The following is a 15710-nucleotide window of genomic DNA, read 5'->3' as shown; positions in this document are numbered from 1 at the left end:
ACCGAAATGGCCCTCTCGATCCTCGCCTACAACATCCTGCGCGCCATCAACATCCAAACCGCCACAGCCTGAAACCAGAAGAGGCCCCGGTTAACCGGAGCCTCCAATCAGTTTCCACACAGCCTGGAAACGACGGGGCTTGCGGAAAGCTCGGTGCCCGACGAGGCCGGGCCGACCAGATAGCCCTAGATGCCGAGACCGCCGTAGCGCTTCTGGAAGCGCGAGACGCGGCCGCCGCGATCGACGAGGCCCTGGTTGCCGCCGGTCCAGGCCGGATGCGTGGTGGGGTCGATATCGAGATTCAGCTTGTCGCCGTCGCTGCCCCAGGTGGAGCGGGTCTCGTAGGTCGTGCCGTCGGTCATGACGACAGTAATGGCGTGGTAATCCGGATGGATATCTTTCTTCATGTCCCGATCCTTCTTGGAAGGTCCCGCCGGTCGCCACTTTGCCGTCCCAGGCAATGCCGGGATCAGCGGGCGGGCGGGTCAAATCTTCAGATTGCGAAGCTGGAGTGCTTCCAAATTCAGAGGTGAGCCTATACATCAGGCCCCTCGGGGGCACAAGGGTGGTATGATGAATACCGAGTTGGACAGTCGGCAACCCAAGGCAGCGCAGGCGCGGGACAAGGCAGCGCAGGCGCGGGACGAGGATACCGGGCCGACCGCCCCGCGACGAGGCCGCCGCCTGCATCCGCTCATGCGCCTGCTGCCCTACGTTCGCCATTACAGAGGGCTCGCCGTCGGAGCCGTGATCTTCCTCACGCTTGCGGCGGTCACCACCCTGTCCCTGCCGCTCGCCGTGCGCCGGATGATCGATCACGGCTTCAACAGCGCGGATACGGCCTTCATCGACAGCTATTTCGGCATGCTGATCGTGCTCGCCGCGCTGCTCGCGGTGGCGAGCGCCGGACGCTACTACTGCGTGATCACGCTCGGCGAGAGGATCGTCGCGGACCTGCGCAAGGAGGTTTTCGCTCACGTTACGCGCCTGTCTCCCGCCTTCTACGACCGGGCGTTGTCGGGCGAGATCGTGTCGCGGCTGACGGCCGATACCACGCAGGTCAAGTCGGCGGTCGGCGCCACGGCCTCGGTGGCGCTGCGCAATTCGATCATGTTCGTCGGCGCGGTGGCGATGATGGCGGTCACCAGCCCGAGCCTGTCGTTGATCGTGCTTGCCGCCATTCCGATCATCGTCGTTCCGCTGATCGCCTTCGGCCGGTCGGTGCGCCGCCGGTCCCGCGCAGCCCAGGATACGCTGGCCGACGCCACGGCGTTCGCCAGCGAGGCGATCGGCGGCGTGCGCACGCTCCAGGCCTTCACCAGCGAGGCGGCCGCCAGTTCGCATTTCGGCCGAGCGGTCGACGCGGCCTTTCGCGCCGCACGTTCCTCCATCAAGGCGCGCTCCCTGCTGACGGCCTTCGCCATCTTCCTGATCTTCTCCTCGGTCATCGCAGTGCTGTGGATCGGCTCGCAGCGGGTCATCGCCGGCGGCATGACCGGCGGTACGCTCGGCCAGTTCCTGCTCTATTCGGTGTTCGCGGCGTCGTCGCTCGGGCAGCTTTCCGAGGTCTGGGGCGAGCTGTCGCAGGCGGCAGGCGCCACCGAGCGCATCTCCGAGCTGTTGGACGAGCGGCCTTCGGTGGCTGCGCCGGCCAATCCAATTGCCCTGCCGAGCCCGCCGCTCGGCTCGCTGCAGTTCGATGGGGTGTCCTTCGCCTATCCCTCGCGTCCGGACCGTCCGACCGTGCATGGTCTGAACTTTACGGTGAAGCCGGGCGAGACGGTAGCGATCGTCGGCCCGTCCGGCGCCGGCAAGTCGACGGTCTTCGCGCTGATCGAGCGGTTCTACGATCCCGACCAGGGGCGGGTGGTGATCGACGGCGTCGACATTCGCAAGGCCGATCTGAAGAACTTGCGCGAACGCATCGCACTGGTGCCCCAGGACGTGACCCTCTTCGCCACGTCGCTGGCCGAAAACATCAGCTTCGGCCACACCGGCGCCGACAGGGCCGATATCCAGGCCGCGGCCCATGCGGCGCAAGCCGAGGAGTTCATCGGCCAGCTGGATGCCGGCTACGACACGGTCGTCGGCGAGCGCGGCATGACGTTGTCGGGCGGCCAGCGCCAGCGGGTCGCCATCGCCCGCGCCATCCTGCGCGATGCCTCGATCCTGCTTCTCGACGAAGCGACCTCCTCGCTCGACGCCTCCAGCGAAGTGCTGGTACAGCGCGCCCTCGAAGGCCTGATGGAAGGACGCACGACGCTGGTCATCGCGCATCGCCTGGCCACCGTGTTGAAGGCTGATCGCATCCTGGTGCTCGACCAGGGCCACATCGTCGAGGAGGGCACCCACGCCGAGCTGATGGAGCAGAACGGGGTCTATGCCCGCCTGGCCCGGCTGCAGTTCCACGCCGATGGTCGCGAAGCGTTGCGCGCCGCCGAATAAAGGTCCATTGGGACGCCGACGGGCCGAACCGGGCGGGGATAATGGTGCAGATCGGAATTGTGACGGTGTCCGACCGTGCGAGCCAGGGCATCTATGAGGACCTCAGCGGCCCGGCCATCGAGGCGTGGCTGAACCGGGTCGTCACGACGCCCTGGACGGCGCTCAAGCGCATCGTGCCGGATGGCCGCGACAGCGTGCGCGACACGCTGATCGCCTTGTGCGACCAGGACGGCGCCGACCTGGTGCTGACCACCGGAGGCACGGGTCCGTCGCCGCGCGACGAGACGCCCGAGGCGATGCAGGCCGTCGTCGAAAAGGAACTGCCCGGCTTCGGCGAACTGATGCGCCAGGAGAGCCTGAAGCAGGTGCCGACGGCGATCCTCTCGCGCCAGAGCGCCGGCATCCGTGGCAGGACGCTGATCCTCAATCTTCCCGGCAAGCCCGCCTCGATCGACCTGTGCCTGCGCGCGGTCTTTCCGGCGATCCCCTATTGCCTCGACCTGATCGGCGCCGGGCGCATCGAGACCGACCCGGAAGAGCTGGTCGCGTTCCGGCCGAAGTGATCCCCGGCCGCCAGATGGGACGACCGTCTCGCCTCTAACGGATGGCGGCTCGCAGGGCCGGTGGAATCGGCGAAAGGGCTTCCCGAACGGCAGCCCGCGCTTGCCTTTGTTCAGGCTTCCTGCTTACGTGCGCGCCGATCCGCGGACCGAGGGTCGGCGGGGGCACGCCAACGCATAAGGATAGGGGAGAGGAACAGACAATGGATCGCCGCTCATTCATCAGGAAAGCCGGATTGGCCGGAGTGGGGGCCGCGGCCGGCGCGGGCTCGCTGGCGGCGCCCGCCATCGCCCAGGAGATGCCCAAGCTCAACTGGCGCATGACGTCGTCCTTTCCTAAATCGCTCGACACCTTGTTCGGCACGGGCGATCTCATCGCGAAATATGTGAGCGAGGCGACGGACGGGAATTTTCAGATCCAGCAGTTCGCCTCGGGCGAGATCGTGCCGGGCGGCCAGGCGCTCGACGCCGTCCAGAGCGGCACCGTCGAGATGGCGCACACCGCCTCCTATTACTATTGGGGCAAGGATCCGACCTACGCGCTCGGCACCGCCGTTCCCTTCGGGCTCAACGCTCGCCAGATGAACGCCTGGTTCTATCATGGCGGCGGCAACGACCTGCTCAACGAGTTCTTCGGCACCCAGGGCGTCTACGCCATGCCCGCCGGCAACACCGGTGCCCAGATGGGCGGCTGGTACCGCAAGGAAATCAACACCGTCGACGATCTGAAGGGGCTGAAGCTGCGCATTGCCGGCCTCGCCGGTCGCGTCGTGGAGAAGCTTGGCGTGGTGCCGCAGCAGATCGCTGCCAGCGACGTCTATGCGGCGCTCGAACGCGGCACCCTGGACGCGACCGAGTTCGTCGGTCCCTACGACGACGAGAAGCTCGGCTTCTACAAGGTCGCCAAGTACTACTACTACCCGGCCTGGTGGGAGGGCGGCGCCTCGCTACACGTGATGATCGGCACCGACAAGTGGGAATCGCTGCCGAAGAACTACCAGTCGATCCTGGCGGCCGCCTGCCAGGCCGCCAATTCGGCCATGCTGGCCGACTACGACTACCGCAACCCGGCGGCGATCCGGCGGCTGGTCCAGGCGGGCGCGCAGCTGCGGCCGTTCAGCCAGGAGATCCTTCAGGCCAGCTTCGACGCGGCCAAGGAGACCCATGCGGAGATCTCCGCGGAGAACGCCAGCTTCAAGAAGATCTTCGACAGCCAGTCGGCCTTCAAGAAGGACGCCTATCTCTGGGCGCAGCTGTCGGAATACACGTTCGACACCTTCATGATGATCCAGCAGCGCAACGGCAACTTGTGAGCTGCGTCTTTCCGGTGCGGTAAGCCGCACCGGAATTCTTTCTCGGTCGACCAAGAATTAGCCGTTGATCGGCGATTGTGTCTTCGTCATGCTGTGATGGGGCGCGCGAGGATGGATGCGCGCACGACAGCTTGGGGAGGTGCAGTTGAAACGTCGCGAGTTCTTGAGGGGTGCCACGATCGGCGCCGCGGGCGCAGCCGGGTCGAGCGTGCTGGCAGCGCCGGCCATTGCCCAAACCATGCCGAAGGTGCAATGGCGCTGCACCTCGTCCTTTCCGGAATCCCTGGACACGATCTACGGCGGCGCCGAGGACGTCGCCACATTCGTCCGCGAGGCGACGGACGGTCAGTTCGACATCCAGGTGTTCGCCGCAGGCGAGATCGTGCCCGGCCTGCAGGCCGCCGACGCGGTGGCCAATGGCACCGTCGAAATGTGCCACACGGCGTCCTACTACTATGTCGGCAAGGACCCGACCTATGCACTGGGCGGCGTCGTGCCCTTCGGGCTCAACGCGCGCGGCATGCACGCCTGGCTCTATTACGGCGGCGGCCTCGACCTTCTGAACGAGTTCTTCACCGGGCAGGGCCTGCATTATCTCGTCGCCGGCAACACCGGGGCTCAGATGGGCGGCTGGTTCCGCAAGGAAATCACCTCGCTGCAGGACATCAACGGGCTGAAGATGCGGATCGCCGGTCTGGCCGGTCGGGTGATGGAAAAGCTCGGCGCGGTGCCGCAGCAGATCGCCGGCGGCGACATCTATCCGGCGCTGGAACGCGGAACCATCGACGCGGCCGAGTGGATCGGTCCCTATGACGACGAGAAGCTCGGCTTCTACAAGGTGGCGCCGTACTACTATTATCCCGGCTGGTGGGAGGGCAATCTGTCCCTGTGCTGCTTCATCAACGAGGAGCGCTGGCAGGAGCTGCCCGACGCCTACAAGAGCCTGCTCTCCAGCGCGTCGAAGGCGGCGACGCTCGAGATGCTGGCGGAATACGACTACAAGAACCCGGCGGCGCTGAAACGCCTGGCCGCTGCCGGCGCGCAACCCCGGCCCTATCCGCAGGACGTGATGAACGGCGCCTTCGACGCGGCGCTTCAGGTCTATGACGAGATCAACGCCGAGAACGCCGCCTTCAAGAAGATCTTCGACTCCATGATGGGCTTCCAGGCCGACACCTATCTTTGGCAGCAGGTGGCCGAATACAGCTACGACACCTTCATGATGATCAAGCAGCGGGATCGGGCGCTGGCAGCCCAGCGCAACAGCAACTGAAAATGGTTCTGCCGGCGGACTTGACGGGTCCGCCGGCAGAATGAGGCTCGATCGTCGTGGAAGGTTTATTCGCCCGCCTTCAGCGTCTCGAACGTCAGGCCCACCGCAGTGCGTTTGGGAAAGCCCTTCCAGTAGTTGTGCTCGGGCTTCGCCTGGCCCGCGTCGTCCATCGCCCAAACGCCCGCCTTGGCCTCCGGGACGAGATCGAGATAGGCGTCCATCTCGGTATCGTGCTTCAGATACTTGCCGAGCCAGGCGGTGATGAAGTGCGCCGACACGTTGTTCATCCGCACATTGTCCCACACCGGGTCCAGATAGTGCATCGAGTAGTTGAAGCCGGTGTCGGGATCCGTGGCGAAAGCTTCCTCGGGCGGTGCCATCGGCGCGCCGGCATTGTGGTTGGCGTCGATGAAGGTCAGAAGCGAGCGGTCGACTGCCTTGGCGTCCTTCCAGGTATCGCGCACGCCGCCTTCGTAGCCCACCACGTCATCGACGGAGCCGACCACGAACAGGACCGGCACGCGGATGCCGGCGATCGTTTCGGCGTTCATCACGCCCTGCTTCAGTCCGGCCGGCGCGAAGGTGACTGCCGTCTTGACCCGCGGATCAACTAACGTCTCGTGTGACGGACTGCCCGCTTCGAGGACGGCGAGCAGGCCGCGCGGTACGGCGAACGGGGTTCCGGTGGCCTCCACGGCCTCGTGCGTCAGGCCCGCGCCTACCGAAACCAGCGTACCGTAGCCGCCCATCGAGTAGCCGATGATGGCGGTGTTGTCGGCATCGACAAGGCCATGCAGGAACGAACCCGGATCCTGGGCCCGTTTGGCGATCTCCTCAAGGACGAAATGCTGGTCGAGCGGTCGGTTGAGAACCGCCGAGCTGATCGGCCCGAGCGTGCTGTAGGTGGTGTCCGTGTGGTCGATCGAAACCACCACATAGCCCTTGGAGGCGATGTTCTCGGCGATCGGCGACATCAGGTAGCGGTTGCCGGGATAGCCGTGGGAGACGATCACCAGCGGGTAGGGCGCATCGGTCGCGGCGGGTTCGGCGTCGCGGACCGCCTTGCCGTGGAGATCGACCACCGTCTTGCCGTCGCGCATATAGGCCTTGAGGGTCGTCGAGCCCTCCTGGTCCGCTTTCGCCGGATACCAGACCTCGACGGTGATCGGCCGGTCGTAGCGCGGCAGCGGCGCGTCGGCCGGCGCTTCCGGATCAACCTTGAGAACGTCGACCTGGTCGGGGTGGACAAAGTCGAGCGTCCTGACGCCGAGCGCGTCGGGGCCGTACTGGGCGAGCGAGGGCGCGTCGGCTCTCACGATATCGATTCGGTTCTCGGCCCGAGCGGGCACGGCGGCGAAGACCATGGCAGTGATTATAAGCGAGGCAGCGCGAAAAGCAGGTCTCATCTGTTTTGGCATCATCGGCATTTCCTTGTCTGTCTCCGGCTCGCTGGTCTACCGGCCACGGCACCATCGAGACGCCCCTGTTTCACATGAAGGTAATCGTTTGCCCTCAATGAGCTTCTAGACCGGATGGGCGGGCGCGACAACGCGGCAAGATGCCTATCGCGTCGAAGGCGACCGTCGCCCGTGTCCGCGAGCCGGTGGTCCAGCTCGGATACCGTCCGGGCGGTGCGGAGCAGGCTCTGCGGCGGCAGAGCGGCGCGGCTGTGCGGTGTTCCGCCTCAGCCCGAGGTGCAGTCGATCGTCATGCGCGTCGACAGTACCTCGGAGAACTTGATGCCGTCGGCCGGCACCTCGGCGTCGACGCCCAACTGGGACAATTGCTGCATCCAGGCGTTCGCCGCCTCGTCCGGCGTCGGCACCGTCAGCTTTTTCGAGCAGCTTTTGGGACCCTTGGTGAACTTGAAGCTGTCGATGCCGTCCTTGAAGTCGAAGGCGACGAAATAGGTGTTGTCGAAATTGGAGAAGCTCACCGCCTGCTTCTTCATATCCAACGGCTGCTTCGGCTTCATGGTGAAGTCGAAGAGCAATTGGCCGCGCTTGTCGTCGTAGCTGACGTTGAGGACGGGCGGCGGCTGCATCTCGACATCGCCCTTGTCGGTGCGCACGAAGGTGTAGAACGACCATTCGGCGATCGACGACCGGACCTGCTTGCCCACTGCCGCGAGCTCGTCCGGGTCGAGTTTGTAGTTGGCGTTCTTGTCGAAGTCGGGGATGACGCTGGAGGAAAACAGCTCGTCCATCCACCAGATGTTGTGGACGGCGGCCAGATGACCGTCGGGCGTTCCGACGATTTCCATCGTGGCGTCGACGAAGACGTGAGGATGAGCCTCGGCCGCTGTCGGCAGGGCGGCAAAGGCGATCGTCGCTCCGAGGAAGGCGAGGGGTCGCAAAGCCATCGAGGAAATCCGAGTTGCCTGGTTTGTCACTGACGTCGGCCGCGCCCATGGCATGGGAATGCGGCCAGCCGAAGACAGGCGGCCAAGAAGGCCAGGACGAACGGCCTCCTTGGTGACGTCTGCCGCGGCGGCCCCGATCAATCGAAGGACGGCGGCTGCGTGAGGTCTGGCGCCGACGGCGCCGGAGCGGTGGTTGCAGGGCTGTCGCCCTGCGACGAGCCCGAACCGGGGGCCTTGGCAGGCGGCTCTTCGGCCGGCGGGGCGTTGCCGAAGTCCAGCGGCGGCAGCCCGAGCGCCGGTGCCTGCGGCGCCGGTTGCGGCGCTGCGGCGGGCGCTTGGTCGGCGGGCTGGTTGTCGAAGGTCAGGGGCGGCAGGCCCAATGCCGGAGCCTGTGCCGGCTGCTGGCTCGACGCGCCGTTGCCGAAGTCGAGCGGCGGCAGGCCGAGCGCCGGGCCCTGGCCGCTTGCCGGCGGCTGCGGGGTTGTGGTGTCCGCAGACGGCGGCGATGCGTCGTTGCCGTAGGTCGGCAGCGAGAACTGGATCGAACCGGGGTCCACCGCTGGACGGTCTGTCCGGTAGTGCAGCACCAGATACGGCACCGCGATGACCAGGAGGATCATCAGGAACTGGACGACGATGAAGGGAATCGCGCCGCGATAGATCGCCGTCGTCTTGACCGCCGGCAGCGTCTGACCGGTCACCGGATCCCGCCAGTCCTGCGCGGGCGCGACGGAGCGCAGATAGAACAGCGAAAAGCCGAAGGGTGGCGTCAGGAAGCTGGTCTGAAGGTTCACGCCGAGGATGACGCCGAACCACACGAGATCGATCCCGAGCCGCTGGGCGACCGGGGCGAGCAGCGGCACCATGATGAAGGCGATCTCGAAGAAGTCGAGAAAGCAGCCGAGGATGAAGATGACGACCGTCACCACCAAGAGGAAGCCGTATTCGCCGCCCGGCAGCCCGATCAGCAAGTCTTCCAGCCAGACGTTGCCGTTGACGCCGTAGAAGGTCAGGCCGAAGACGCGGGCGCCGATCAGGATGAACATGACGAAGGCCGACAGCGTCGTCGTCGCCTCGACGGAGGAGCGCAGCGTCTTGAAATCGAGCCGGCGCTTGATCAACGCCAGCACGAGCGCGCCCACAGCGCCCATGGCGCCCCCTTCGGTCGGTGTGGCGATGCCGAGGAAGATGGTGCCGAGCACCAGGAAGACGAGCGCCAGCGGCGGGATCAGGACGATGACCACCTGTTGCGCCAGCCGGGAGAGGATGTTGAGCTTCAGCAGCCTGTTGAGGATCGCGAAGAGGTAGGCCGCGAAGACGGCGGTGGCCGCCGCCCAGACGAGCCGTGTCTCGTAGCGCAGCTCGGCGAACACCGTATGATAGGTCAGATAGTAGAGGCCGACCGTGGCGGCGAGTACGAGCAACAGCGAGATGACGCCGCCACCCAGCGTGCGCGCTTCGGCCGGCAGCGCCGGGACGAGGTTCGGCCGGACGAGCGAAAGCACGAAGATGTAGCCGCAATAGACGGCGACGATGATCAGCGCCGGCCACAGCGCGCCGATATACATGTCGCCGACCGACACGCCAAGCTGATCCGACATGACGATCAGCACCAGCGAGGGCGGAATGATCTGCGCCAGCGTTCCCGACGCTGCGATCGAGCCGGTCGCGACCGATTGGCTGTAGCCGTAGCGCTGCATGATCGGCAGCGAGATCAGCCCCATGGCGATGACCGATGCCGCGACGACGCCGGTGGTGGCCGCCAGCAGGGCGCCGACGATGATTACGGCATAGGCGAGGCCGCCGCGCACCGGGCCGAACAGCTGGCCGATCGTGTCGAGCAGGTCTTCCGCCATGCCCGAACGTTCCAGAATCAGCCCCATGAAGGTGAAGAAGGGAACCGCCAGCAGCGTCTCGTTGCTCATGATGCTGCCGAAGACGCGCTCCGGCTGGGCGCCGAGCAGCGGCCAGAACAGGTTGATCTCGGTGGGAGCGACCTCCGACAGGGCGACGCCGACGACGAAATAGAACAGGCCGCCCGCGGCGAGCGTCAGCGCGACGGGATAGCCGATCAGAAGCATCGCCATGACGGAGATGAACATGATCGGCGCCAGATTGTGGGCGATGAACTCAAGCATGGCGGCCGTCGGCATTGGGGTGGTGCGGATGCACGCCGTCCTCGCCGCGCTTCCAGGAGATCACCGGATCCATGTCCTCGCCGGCCTCCGGCTCTTCCACGACGTCGGGCTCCTCCGGCTCGTGGCGATGGCCGCTGAGGACGGCGGCCCGCTTGATGATCTCCGAGACGCCCTGCGCGATGAGCACGATGAAGCCGAGCAGGATCAGCCCCTTGGCCGGCCAGAGCAGCAGGCCGCCGGCGTTCATCGAGCGCTCACCCGAATAAAAGGAGCGCCAGAAGAACGGCCAGGACAGATAGGCCATCAGGATGGCGAACGGCATCAGGAACAGGATGTGGCAGACCAGATCGATCCAGTTCCGGGTTCGCCGCGACAGATGCGCGGACAGAACGTCGATGCGCACATGGTCGTTGCGCTGGAGCGTCCAGGCCGTGGCCAGCATGAACACCGCGCCGAACAGGTACCACTGCAGCTCGAGCCAGGCATTCGATGAGATGTCGAAGGCTTTTCGCAAGATCGCATTGCCGGCGCTGACCAGGATTGCCGCAAGGATCAGCCAGGACACACCTTTGCCGATCCAGGTCGTGACGTGGTCGATGGCGCGAGACAGCGTGAGGAGCGCCGTCATTGCCTGTTGTTCCCTCTTCTTGTTGTGCGGCGCTCAAAGTGTCAGGAACGCGCCGCCGGCTATGCTGCCGGATATGTTCATCGAGCTGTGATCAGCCGTCGACGACCGAATGCCACCGGCCATGACGGGGTTCTGGTCGTAGTCTGTTTTGCACCGGCGACGCAAGCGTCCGATCGCTTCGGCGGATGTCTTCGGACGCCGATCGTGCCCTTGCGGAAGAATGGCCTCAGGCGCCTGCGGCGTCGGAAGCCTCGTCGGCAATGGCGAAGAACATCTGGCGGGCGAGCACCAGGAGAACCAGTCCGAGCCCGAGGGAGGTCGAGACCAGCTCCGGCGCGACGAGCAGAAGCGCGGCCGCCGCCAGCAGCCAGCGCTCGACGACATAGAGCCGCCCGGCGAGCCAGCCGGCAAAGGCCGCCGACAGGGCGGTGATGCCCACGATCGTGCCGAAGAACGCCAGAAAGAACGTCGACCAGGTGAAGCCGTCGGTGACGAGCAGCAGCGACGGAGCGAAGACGAAGACGAACGGCACCAGCGCCTTGCCCATGCCGAGCCGGAAGGCGGTGTTGCCGGCCTTGAAGGGATTGGCATTGGCGATGCCGGCGCCCGCATAGGCCGCGAGCGCCACCGGCGGCGTGATGTCCGCCAGCACGCCGTAATAGAAGACGAAGAAGTGGGCGACCAGCGGCGCGATGCCGAGCAGGCCAAGCACCGGCGCGGCGACGCTGACCATGATCAGATAGGTCGCCGTGGTCGGGATCCCGCAGCCCATCACGATGCAGACGATCGCGGTGAGCAGCAGAGTGATCAGCAGCGTCAGCGTTCCGACTTCCATGAAGTCGAAGGGAAGCCATGGCGCGATCACGGCGGCCCAGCCGCCGGCGGTGGAGGTCACCATGTAGGCGATCTTGAAGGAGACGCCGGTGAGGGTGACGACGCCGATGATGATGCCGACGGTCGCCGCCGCCGCGCCGACGGCCAGCGCATATTTCGCACCGAGCACGAAGGCATCGACGATATCCTTGAGCTTCAGGCGGTTGAGCGGGTTGAGCAGCCCTACCACGATGCACGCGGTGATGCCGTAGAAGGCCGCGAGATAGGGCGTGTAACCCTGAAGCAGGATGGCGATCAGGATGATCAGCGGCAGGATCGTCGGCCAATCGCGCTTCAAGACGGCGCGGACGCGCGGCAGTTCCTCGCGCGTCAGGCCGCGCAGGCCGAGGCGCTTGGCCTCGAAATGGACCTGGGTCAGCACGCCGAAAAAGTGCATGAAGGCCGGCACGATCGCCGCCGTGATGATGGTCGAGTAGGAGACGCCCAGAAACTCGATCATCAGGAAGGCGGCGGCGCCCATGACCGGCGGCGTGATCTGGCCGCCGGTGGAGGAGGCGGCTTCCACGGCGGCAGCGAAGTGGCGCTGATAGCCGATGCGGATCATCGCCGGGATGGTCAGCGACCCGGTGGTCACCGTGTTGGCGATGGACGAGCCGGAGATCGAACCGAGCAGCGCCGACGATAGCACCGACACCTTGGCCGGTCCGCCCGAATAGCGCCCGGCGAGTGCCGAGGCGAGATCGATGAACAGCCGCCCCAGGCCGATCCGCGTCGCCAGCACGCCGAACAGCACGAAGTGGAAGACGTAGGTCGCCACGACCCCGACCGGCAGGCCGTAGATGCCCTGGCTGGTCAGGTAGAGATGGTTGACCATGGTGCGCCAGTCGGCACCCGGATGGACGAGCACGCCCGGCGCATATTGGCCGAACAGGCCATAGGCCATGATGACGATGGCGATCGCCGGCAGCTGCCAGCCCATCGTCCGGCGCGTCGCTTCCAGAAGGACGACGATGAGGATCGTCCCCATGACGACGTCGATGGTCAGCGGGTTGCCGACGCGGAACGCGAGATCGTCGAAGATGTAGGGGACATAGAGGGCGCTGACGGCCGCCGCGATCGCCAGCAGCCAGTCGGTGACCGGCAACCCGAAGGGGCGCCACAAGCTCGACGAGTAGATGCGCTCCTGGCCTTTGGTGGTGGCCGCGAAGACGATGAAGATCAGTGCCAGCACGAAGGCGAGATGCACCCCGCGATGATTGACCTCGCGCAGCAGGCCGAAGCCCGCCGTGTAGTAGTGGAACAGCGACAGGCAGAACAGCAGGGTGGCGGCAATCGCCGCCGCGACCCGCCCGAGCGGCCGGAAGCGCACTTCCGGATCGAAGCGTTCTTCCAATTCCTTGAGTGCCGCCGGGTCGGCGTCTTTCTCGTCGATCATGCGGGCTTTTTTGCCTCACTCGGAAGGGCTGGGGGAGGGCGGCGGAACACAGGTTTCCCGCCGCCCGACATTTGCGGGACGAAGCCGCTTATTTCGCCAGACCGGCTTCCTTGTAGAAGCGCTCGGCGCCGGGATGCAGCGGGATGGCGACGCCGTCGAGCGCCGTCTCCTTGGTGATCTCCTTGCCCTTGGCGTGGCCGCTGTCGAGCAGCTTGCGCGTGTTGTCGTTCCACAGCGCCTTGGTGATCTCGTAGATGAGATCCTCAGGCTGGTCGGCGCTGGTGACCCATTGGGCGCCGACGGCAAGCGTCTCGACATCGGCATCCTGGCCCTCATAGGTGCCGGCCGGAATGGTGTTCTTGGCGAAGAACTGGTGGTCGGCGACCACGGTGTCGGCTTCCGAACCGCTGATCGGAACCACGGTGATGTCGGTGTTGCTGGCCAGCTCGACGATGGCGCCGGCCGGGAAGCCGCCGACGAAGAAGAAGGCGTCCATGGCGCCGTCGCGCATCCGGTCCGCCGCCTGGTTGGGCTTCAGATATTCCGGCTCGACCGATTTCTCGTCGAGACCGTAGGCCTCGAGGATGAGCCGGGCGTCCACCAGCGTGCCCGAGCCGGGCTCGTCGAGCGATACGCGCTTGCCCTTCAGGTCGGCCACCGACTGGATGCCGGAATCGGCGCTGGCGATGAGATGGATGCTCTCGGGATAGAGCGCGGCGATGGCGCGAAGTTTTTCCACCTTGCCCTGGCCCTCGAAGACGCCGGTGCCCGTCTGCGCCCAATAGGCGACGTCGGACTGCGAGAAGCCGGATTCGATCGAGCCCGAGCCGATGGCGTTGACGTTGGCCACCGACCCGTTGGAGGCGATCGCGGTGGCCACGACGCCGGGCGCTCCGCAGCTTCCGCCTTCCTCGCAGGCGCGCGAGCCGGGCGGGTTGGAGACCGCGTTGGCGATCAGGCCGCCGATCGGGAAATAGGTCCCGGCCGTGCCGCCGGTGGCGATCCGGAAGAACTTCATGTCCTGGGCGGTCGCGGTCCCGGCAAAGGCAAGACCGGCGACAGCAAAAGCCACGGCCGCGCCGATCAGTTTTCTGGGTGGGGTGTGTTTCATTCCACTCTCCTCTGTCTCTCCAGGCCGAAGGCTTCAGCCGCTTCCGGAAAGGAAGAGCTTAGCCGCAAGGATCGACGCAAGGGAAGTGCAGCGAAGGATTTTCAGACGGTCTGGTTTCCGGGCACACCGTTTGTCCACACCAGTGAGGCATGGCCCGCCGATTCAAGGCACGGCGCAGAGGGTCGAGCGGGTCAGAAAGCGCCGCTCGCGGCCGTTGTCGAGCGAGAACATGCCGCCGCGTCCCGGCACCACGTCGATAATCAGATCGGTGTGCTTCCAGGCCTCGTATTGCGGTCCGGAAATATAGAAGGGCATGCCGCCGATCTCGCCGAGCTTCACGTCACCGTCGCCGATCAGGAATTCACCCTGCGGGTAGCACATGGGCGACGAGCCGTCGCAACAGCCGCCCGACTGATGGAACAGCACCGGCCCGTGGTCCGCGACGATCTCGGCCAGCAGGTCCAGCGCGGCGGGTGTGGCGCTCACCTTGTCCATTGCGTTCCTCCCTGCAAATGGTCGGCGGCACCGGACCATGGCCAGGTTCCGGCCATCCGGCGCCGCCGACCATCGTTTCTATGCCGCCATGTCGAGCACGATGCGGCCGTCGATCTGGCCCTTGTGCATCCTGTCGAAGACGGCGTTGATCTCCTCGATCTTCGACGGCGCGACGGTCGCCTTGACCTTGCCGTCGCCGGCGAAGTCGAGCGCCTCCTGCAGATCGATCCGGGTGCCGACGATGGAGCCGCGCACCGTGATGCCGTTCAGCACCATGTCGAAGATCGACAGAGGGAATTCGCCGGGCGGCAGGCCGTTGAGCGACACCGTGCCGCCGCGCCCGACGAGCTGCAGCGCCTGCGAGAACGCCTTGGTGCTGACCGCGGTGACCAGGACGCCGCGCGCCCCGCCGCCGGTCTCGCGCTTGATGACGGCGGCCGGGTCCTCCTTGGCGGCGTTGATGCCGATGGAGGCGCCCAGCTTGCGCGCCAGCTCGATCTTGCCGTCGTCGATGTCGACGGCGGCGACGTTCAGCCCCATCGCCTTGGCGTATTGCACCGCCAGATGACCCAGCCCGCCGATGCCGGAGATCACCACCCAGTCGCCGGGCTTGGTGTCGGTCATCTTCAGGCCCTTGTAGACGGTCACCCCGGCGCACAGAATCGGGGCGATCTCCAGAAAGCCGATATTGTCGGGCAGGTGGCCGACGAAGTCGGGATCGGCGACCACGTAATCGGCAAACCCGCCATTGACGGAGTAGCCGGTGTTCTTCTGCTCCGTGCAGAGCGTTTCCCAACCGGACAGGCAGTGCTTGCAGTGTCCGCAGGCGGTGTAGAGCCAGGGAACACCGACGCGATCGCCTTCCTTGACATGCTTCACGCCGGCGCCCACCGCCGACACGAAACCCACCCCTTCATGGCCCGGAATGAACGGCGGGCTCGGCTTGACCGGCCAGTCGCCCTCGGCGGCGTGCAGGTCGGTGTGACAGACACCGGACGCCCTGATCGCCACCTGGATTTCGCCCGGACCGGGCTCCGGCACCGGGACTTCCTCTATGACCAACGGCTTGCCGAATTCGCGAACGACGGCAGCCTTCATCGTCTTTGCCATGGCTTG

The 15710-nt window shown here is 65.8% G+C and carries 13 protein-coding genes; 4 read left to right on the top strand and 9 right to left on the bottom strand.

The features are described from left to right. Positions 1-185 precede the first annotated feature (185 nt). Positions 186-407 carry a 50S ribosomal protein L31 gene (rpmE, locus tag SMD10_RS20385; RefSeq protein WP_331687579.1) on the bottom strand — a complete coding sequence of 74 codons (222 nt, stop codon included), beginning with the start codon at positions 405-407 and terminating at the stop codon, positions 186-188. Between the two features lie 166 nt (positions 408-573). On the opposite strand from rpmE, the gene SMD10_RS20380 reads away from it, so the two are divergent. The 4 genes from SMD10_RS20380 (at position 574) to SMD10_RS20365 (ending at position 5591) form a co-directional block, all read left to right on the top strand. Beyond that, entirely contained in the window at positions 574-2445 is a 1872-nt protein-coding gene (locus SMD10_RS20380; protein ID WP_432757284.1) for an ABC transporter transmembrane domain-containing protein, read from the top strand. A 44-nt stretch (positions 2446-2489) separates the two neighbouring features. After that, the gene (mog, locus tag SMD10_RS20375; RefSeq protein WP_331687577.1) at positions 2490-3008 is read left to right on the top strand and encodes a molybdopterin adenylyltransferase; all 519 of its coding nucleotides are present in this window, start codon (positions 2490-2492) and stop codon (positions 3006-3008) included. A gap of 200 nt (positions 3009-3208) precedes the next feature. Next, the gene (locus SMD10_RS20370; RefSeq protein WP_331687576.1) at positions 3209-4318 is read left to right on the top strand and encodes a TRAP transporter substrate-binding protein; all 1110 of its coding nucleotides are present in this window, start codon (positions 3209-3211) and stop codon (positions 4316-4318) included. 145 nt (positions 4319-4463) lie between these two features. After that, positions 4464-5591, top strand: coding sequence for a TRAP transporter substrate-binding protein (locus tag SMD10_RS20365; RefSeq protein ID WP_331687575.1), 1128 nt, complete (start codon positions 4464-4466; stop codon positions 5589-5591). A 65-nt stretch (positions 5592-5656) separates the two neighbouring features. On the opposite strand, the gene SMD10_RS20360 is transcribed toward SMD10_RS20365, so the two are convergent. The 8 genes from SMD10_RS20360 to adhP form a co-directional block, all read right to left on the bottom strand. Continuing rightward, complete coding sequence (locus SMD10_RS20360; protein WP_331687574.1) at positions 5657-6907, bottom strand: alpha/beta hydrolase family protein; 1251 nt, start codon at positions 6905-6907, stop codon at positions 5657-5659. A 368-nt stretch (positions 6908-7275) separates the two neighbouring features. After that, positions 7276-7953, bottom strand: a complete 678-nt coding sequence (locus SMD10_RS20355; RefSeq protein WP_331687573.1) for a DUF1007 family protein — start codon at positions 7951-7953, stop codon at positions 7276-7278. Between the two features lie 137 nt (positions 7954-8090). Then, positions 8091-10091, bottom strand: coding sequence for a TRAP transporter large permease (locus tag SMD10_RS20350; protein WP_331687572.1), 2001 nt, complete (start codon positions 10089-10091; stop codon positions 8091-8093). Further along, complete coding sequence (locus tag SMD10_RS20345) at positions 10084-10719, bottom strand: TRAP transporter small permease subunit (RefSeq protein WP_331687571.1); 636 nt, start codon at positions 10717-10719, stop codon at positions 10084-10086. Before SMD10_RS20345 ends, SMD10_RS20350 begins: the two co-directional genes overlap by 8 nt. A 226-nt stretch (positions 10720-10945) precedes the next feature. Further along, positions 10946-12988, bottom strand: a complete 2043-nt coding sequence (locus SMD10_RS20340) for a TRAP transporter permease (RefSeq protein WP_331687570.1) — start codon at positions 12986-12988, stop codon at positions 10946-10948. Positions 12989-13076: 88 nt separating this feature from the next. After that, complete coding sequence (locus SMD10_RS20335) at positions 13077-14099, bottom strand: TAXI family TRAP transporter solute-binding subunit (protein WP_331687569.1); 1023 nt, start codon at positions 14097-14099, stop codon at positions 13077-13079. 162 nt (positions 14100-14261) lie between these two features. Next, a complete protein-coding gene (locus SMD10_RS20330) occupies positions 14262-14633 on the bottom strand; it encodes a DUF779 domain-containing protein (RefSeq protein ID WP_331687568.1) in 372 nt (123 codons plus the stop codon). Between the two features lie 39 nt (positions 14634-14672). Then, on the bottom strand, positions 14673-15704 hold the full coding sequence (adhP, locus tag SMD10_RS20325; protein WP_331687567.1) for an alcohol dehydrogenase AdhP: 1032 nt from the start codon (positions 15702-15704) through the stop codon (positions 14673-14675). Between the last annotated feature and the right edge of the window lie 6 nt (positions 15705-15710).

Origin of the sequence: Consotaella aegiceratis (assembly GCF_036541425.1) — a bacterium.
Taxonomy (GTDB): Bacteria; Pseudomonadota; Alphaproteobacteria; order Rhizobiales; family Rhizobiaceae; genus Consotaella; species Consotaella aegiceratis.
Note: the sequence above shows the minus strand (reverse complement) of the source record. Positions and strands in the feature narration are given on the sequence as shown.

What these genes read in the sequence shown, in the direction of transcription:
- SMD10_RS20380 (WP_432757284.1), top strand. Translation starts at nt 574, where the DNA reads ATGAATACCGAGTTGGACAGTCGGCAACCCAAGGCAGCGCAGGCGCGG.
- rpmE (WP_331687579.1), bottom strand. Translation starts at nt 407, where the DNA reads ATGAAGAAAGATATCCATCCGGATTACCACGCCATTACTGTCGTCATG.
- SMD10_RS20340 (WP_331687570.1), bottom strand. Translation starts at nt 12,988, where the DNA reads ATGATCGACGAGAAAGACGCCGACCCGGCGGCACTCAAGGAATTGGAA.
- SMD10_RS20335 (WP_331687569.1), bottom strand. Translation starts at nt 14,099, where the DNA reads ATGAAACACACCCCACCCAGAAAACTGATCGGCGCGGCCGTGGCTTTT.
- SMD10_RS20370 (WP_331687576.1), top strand. Translation starts at nt 3,209, where the DNA reads ATGGATCGCCGCTCATTCATCAGGAAAGCCGGATTGGCCGGAGTGGGG.
- SMD10_RS20345 (WP_331687571.1), bottom strand. Translation starts at nt 10,719, where the DNA reads ATGACGGCGCTCCTCACGCTGTCTCGCGCCATCGACCACGTCACGACC.
- SMD10_RS20330 (WP_331687568.1), bottom strand. Translation starts at nt 14,633, where the DNA reads ATGGTCCGGTGCCGCCGACCATTTGCAGGGAGGAACGCAATGGACAAG.
- adhP (WP_331687567.1), bottom strand. Translation starts at nt 15,704, where the DNA reads ATGGCAAAGACGATGAAGGCTGCCGTCGTTCGCGAATTCGGCAAGCCG.
- SMD10_RS20350 (WP_331687572.1), bottom strand. Translation starts at nt 10,091, where the DNA reads ATGCTTGAGTTCATCGCCCACAATCTGGCGCCGATCATGTTCATCTCC.
- SMD10_RS20355 (WP_331687573.1), bottom strand. Translation starts at nt 7,953, where the DNA reads ATGGCTTTGCGACCCCTCGCCTTCCTCGGAGCGACGATCGCCTTTGCC.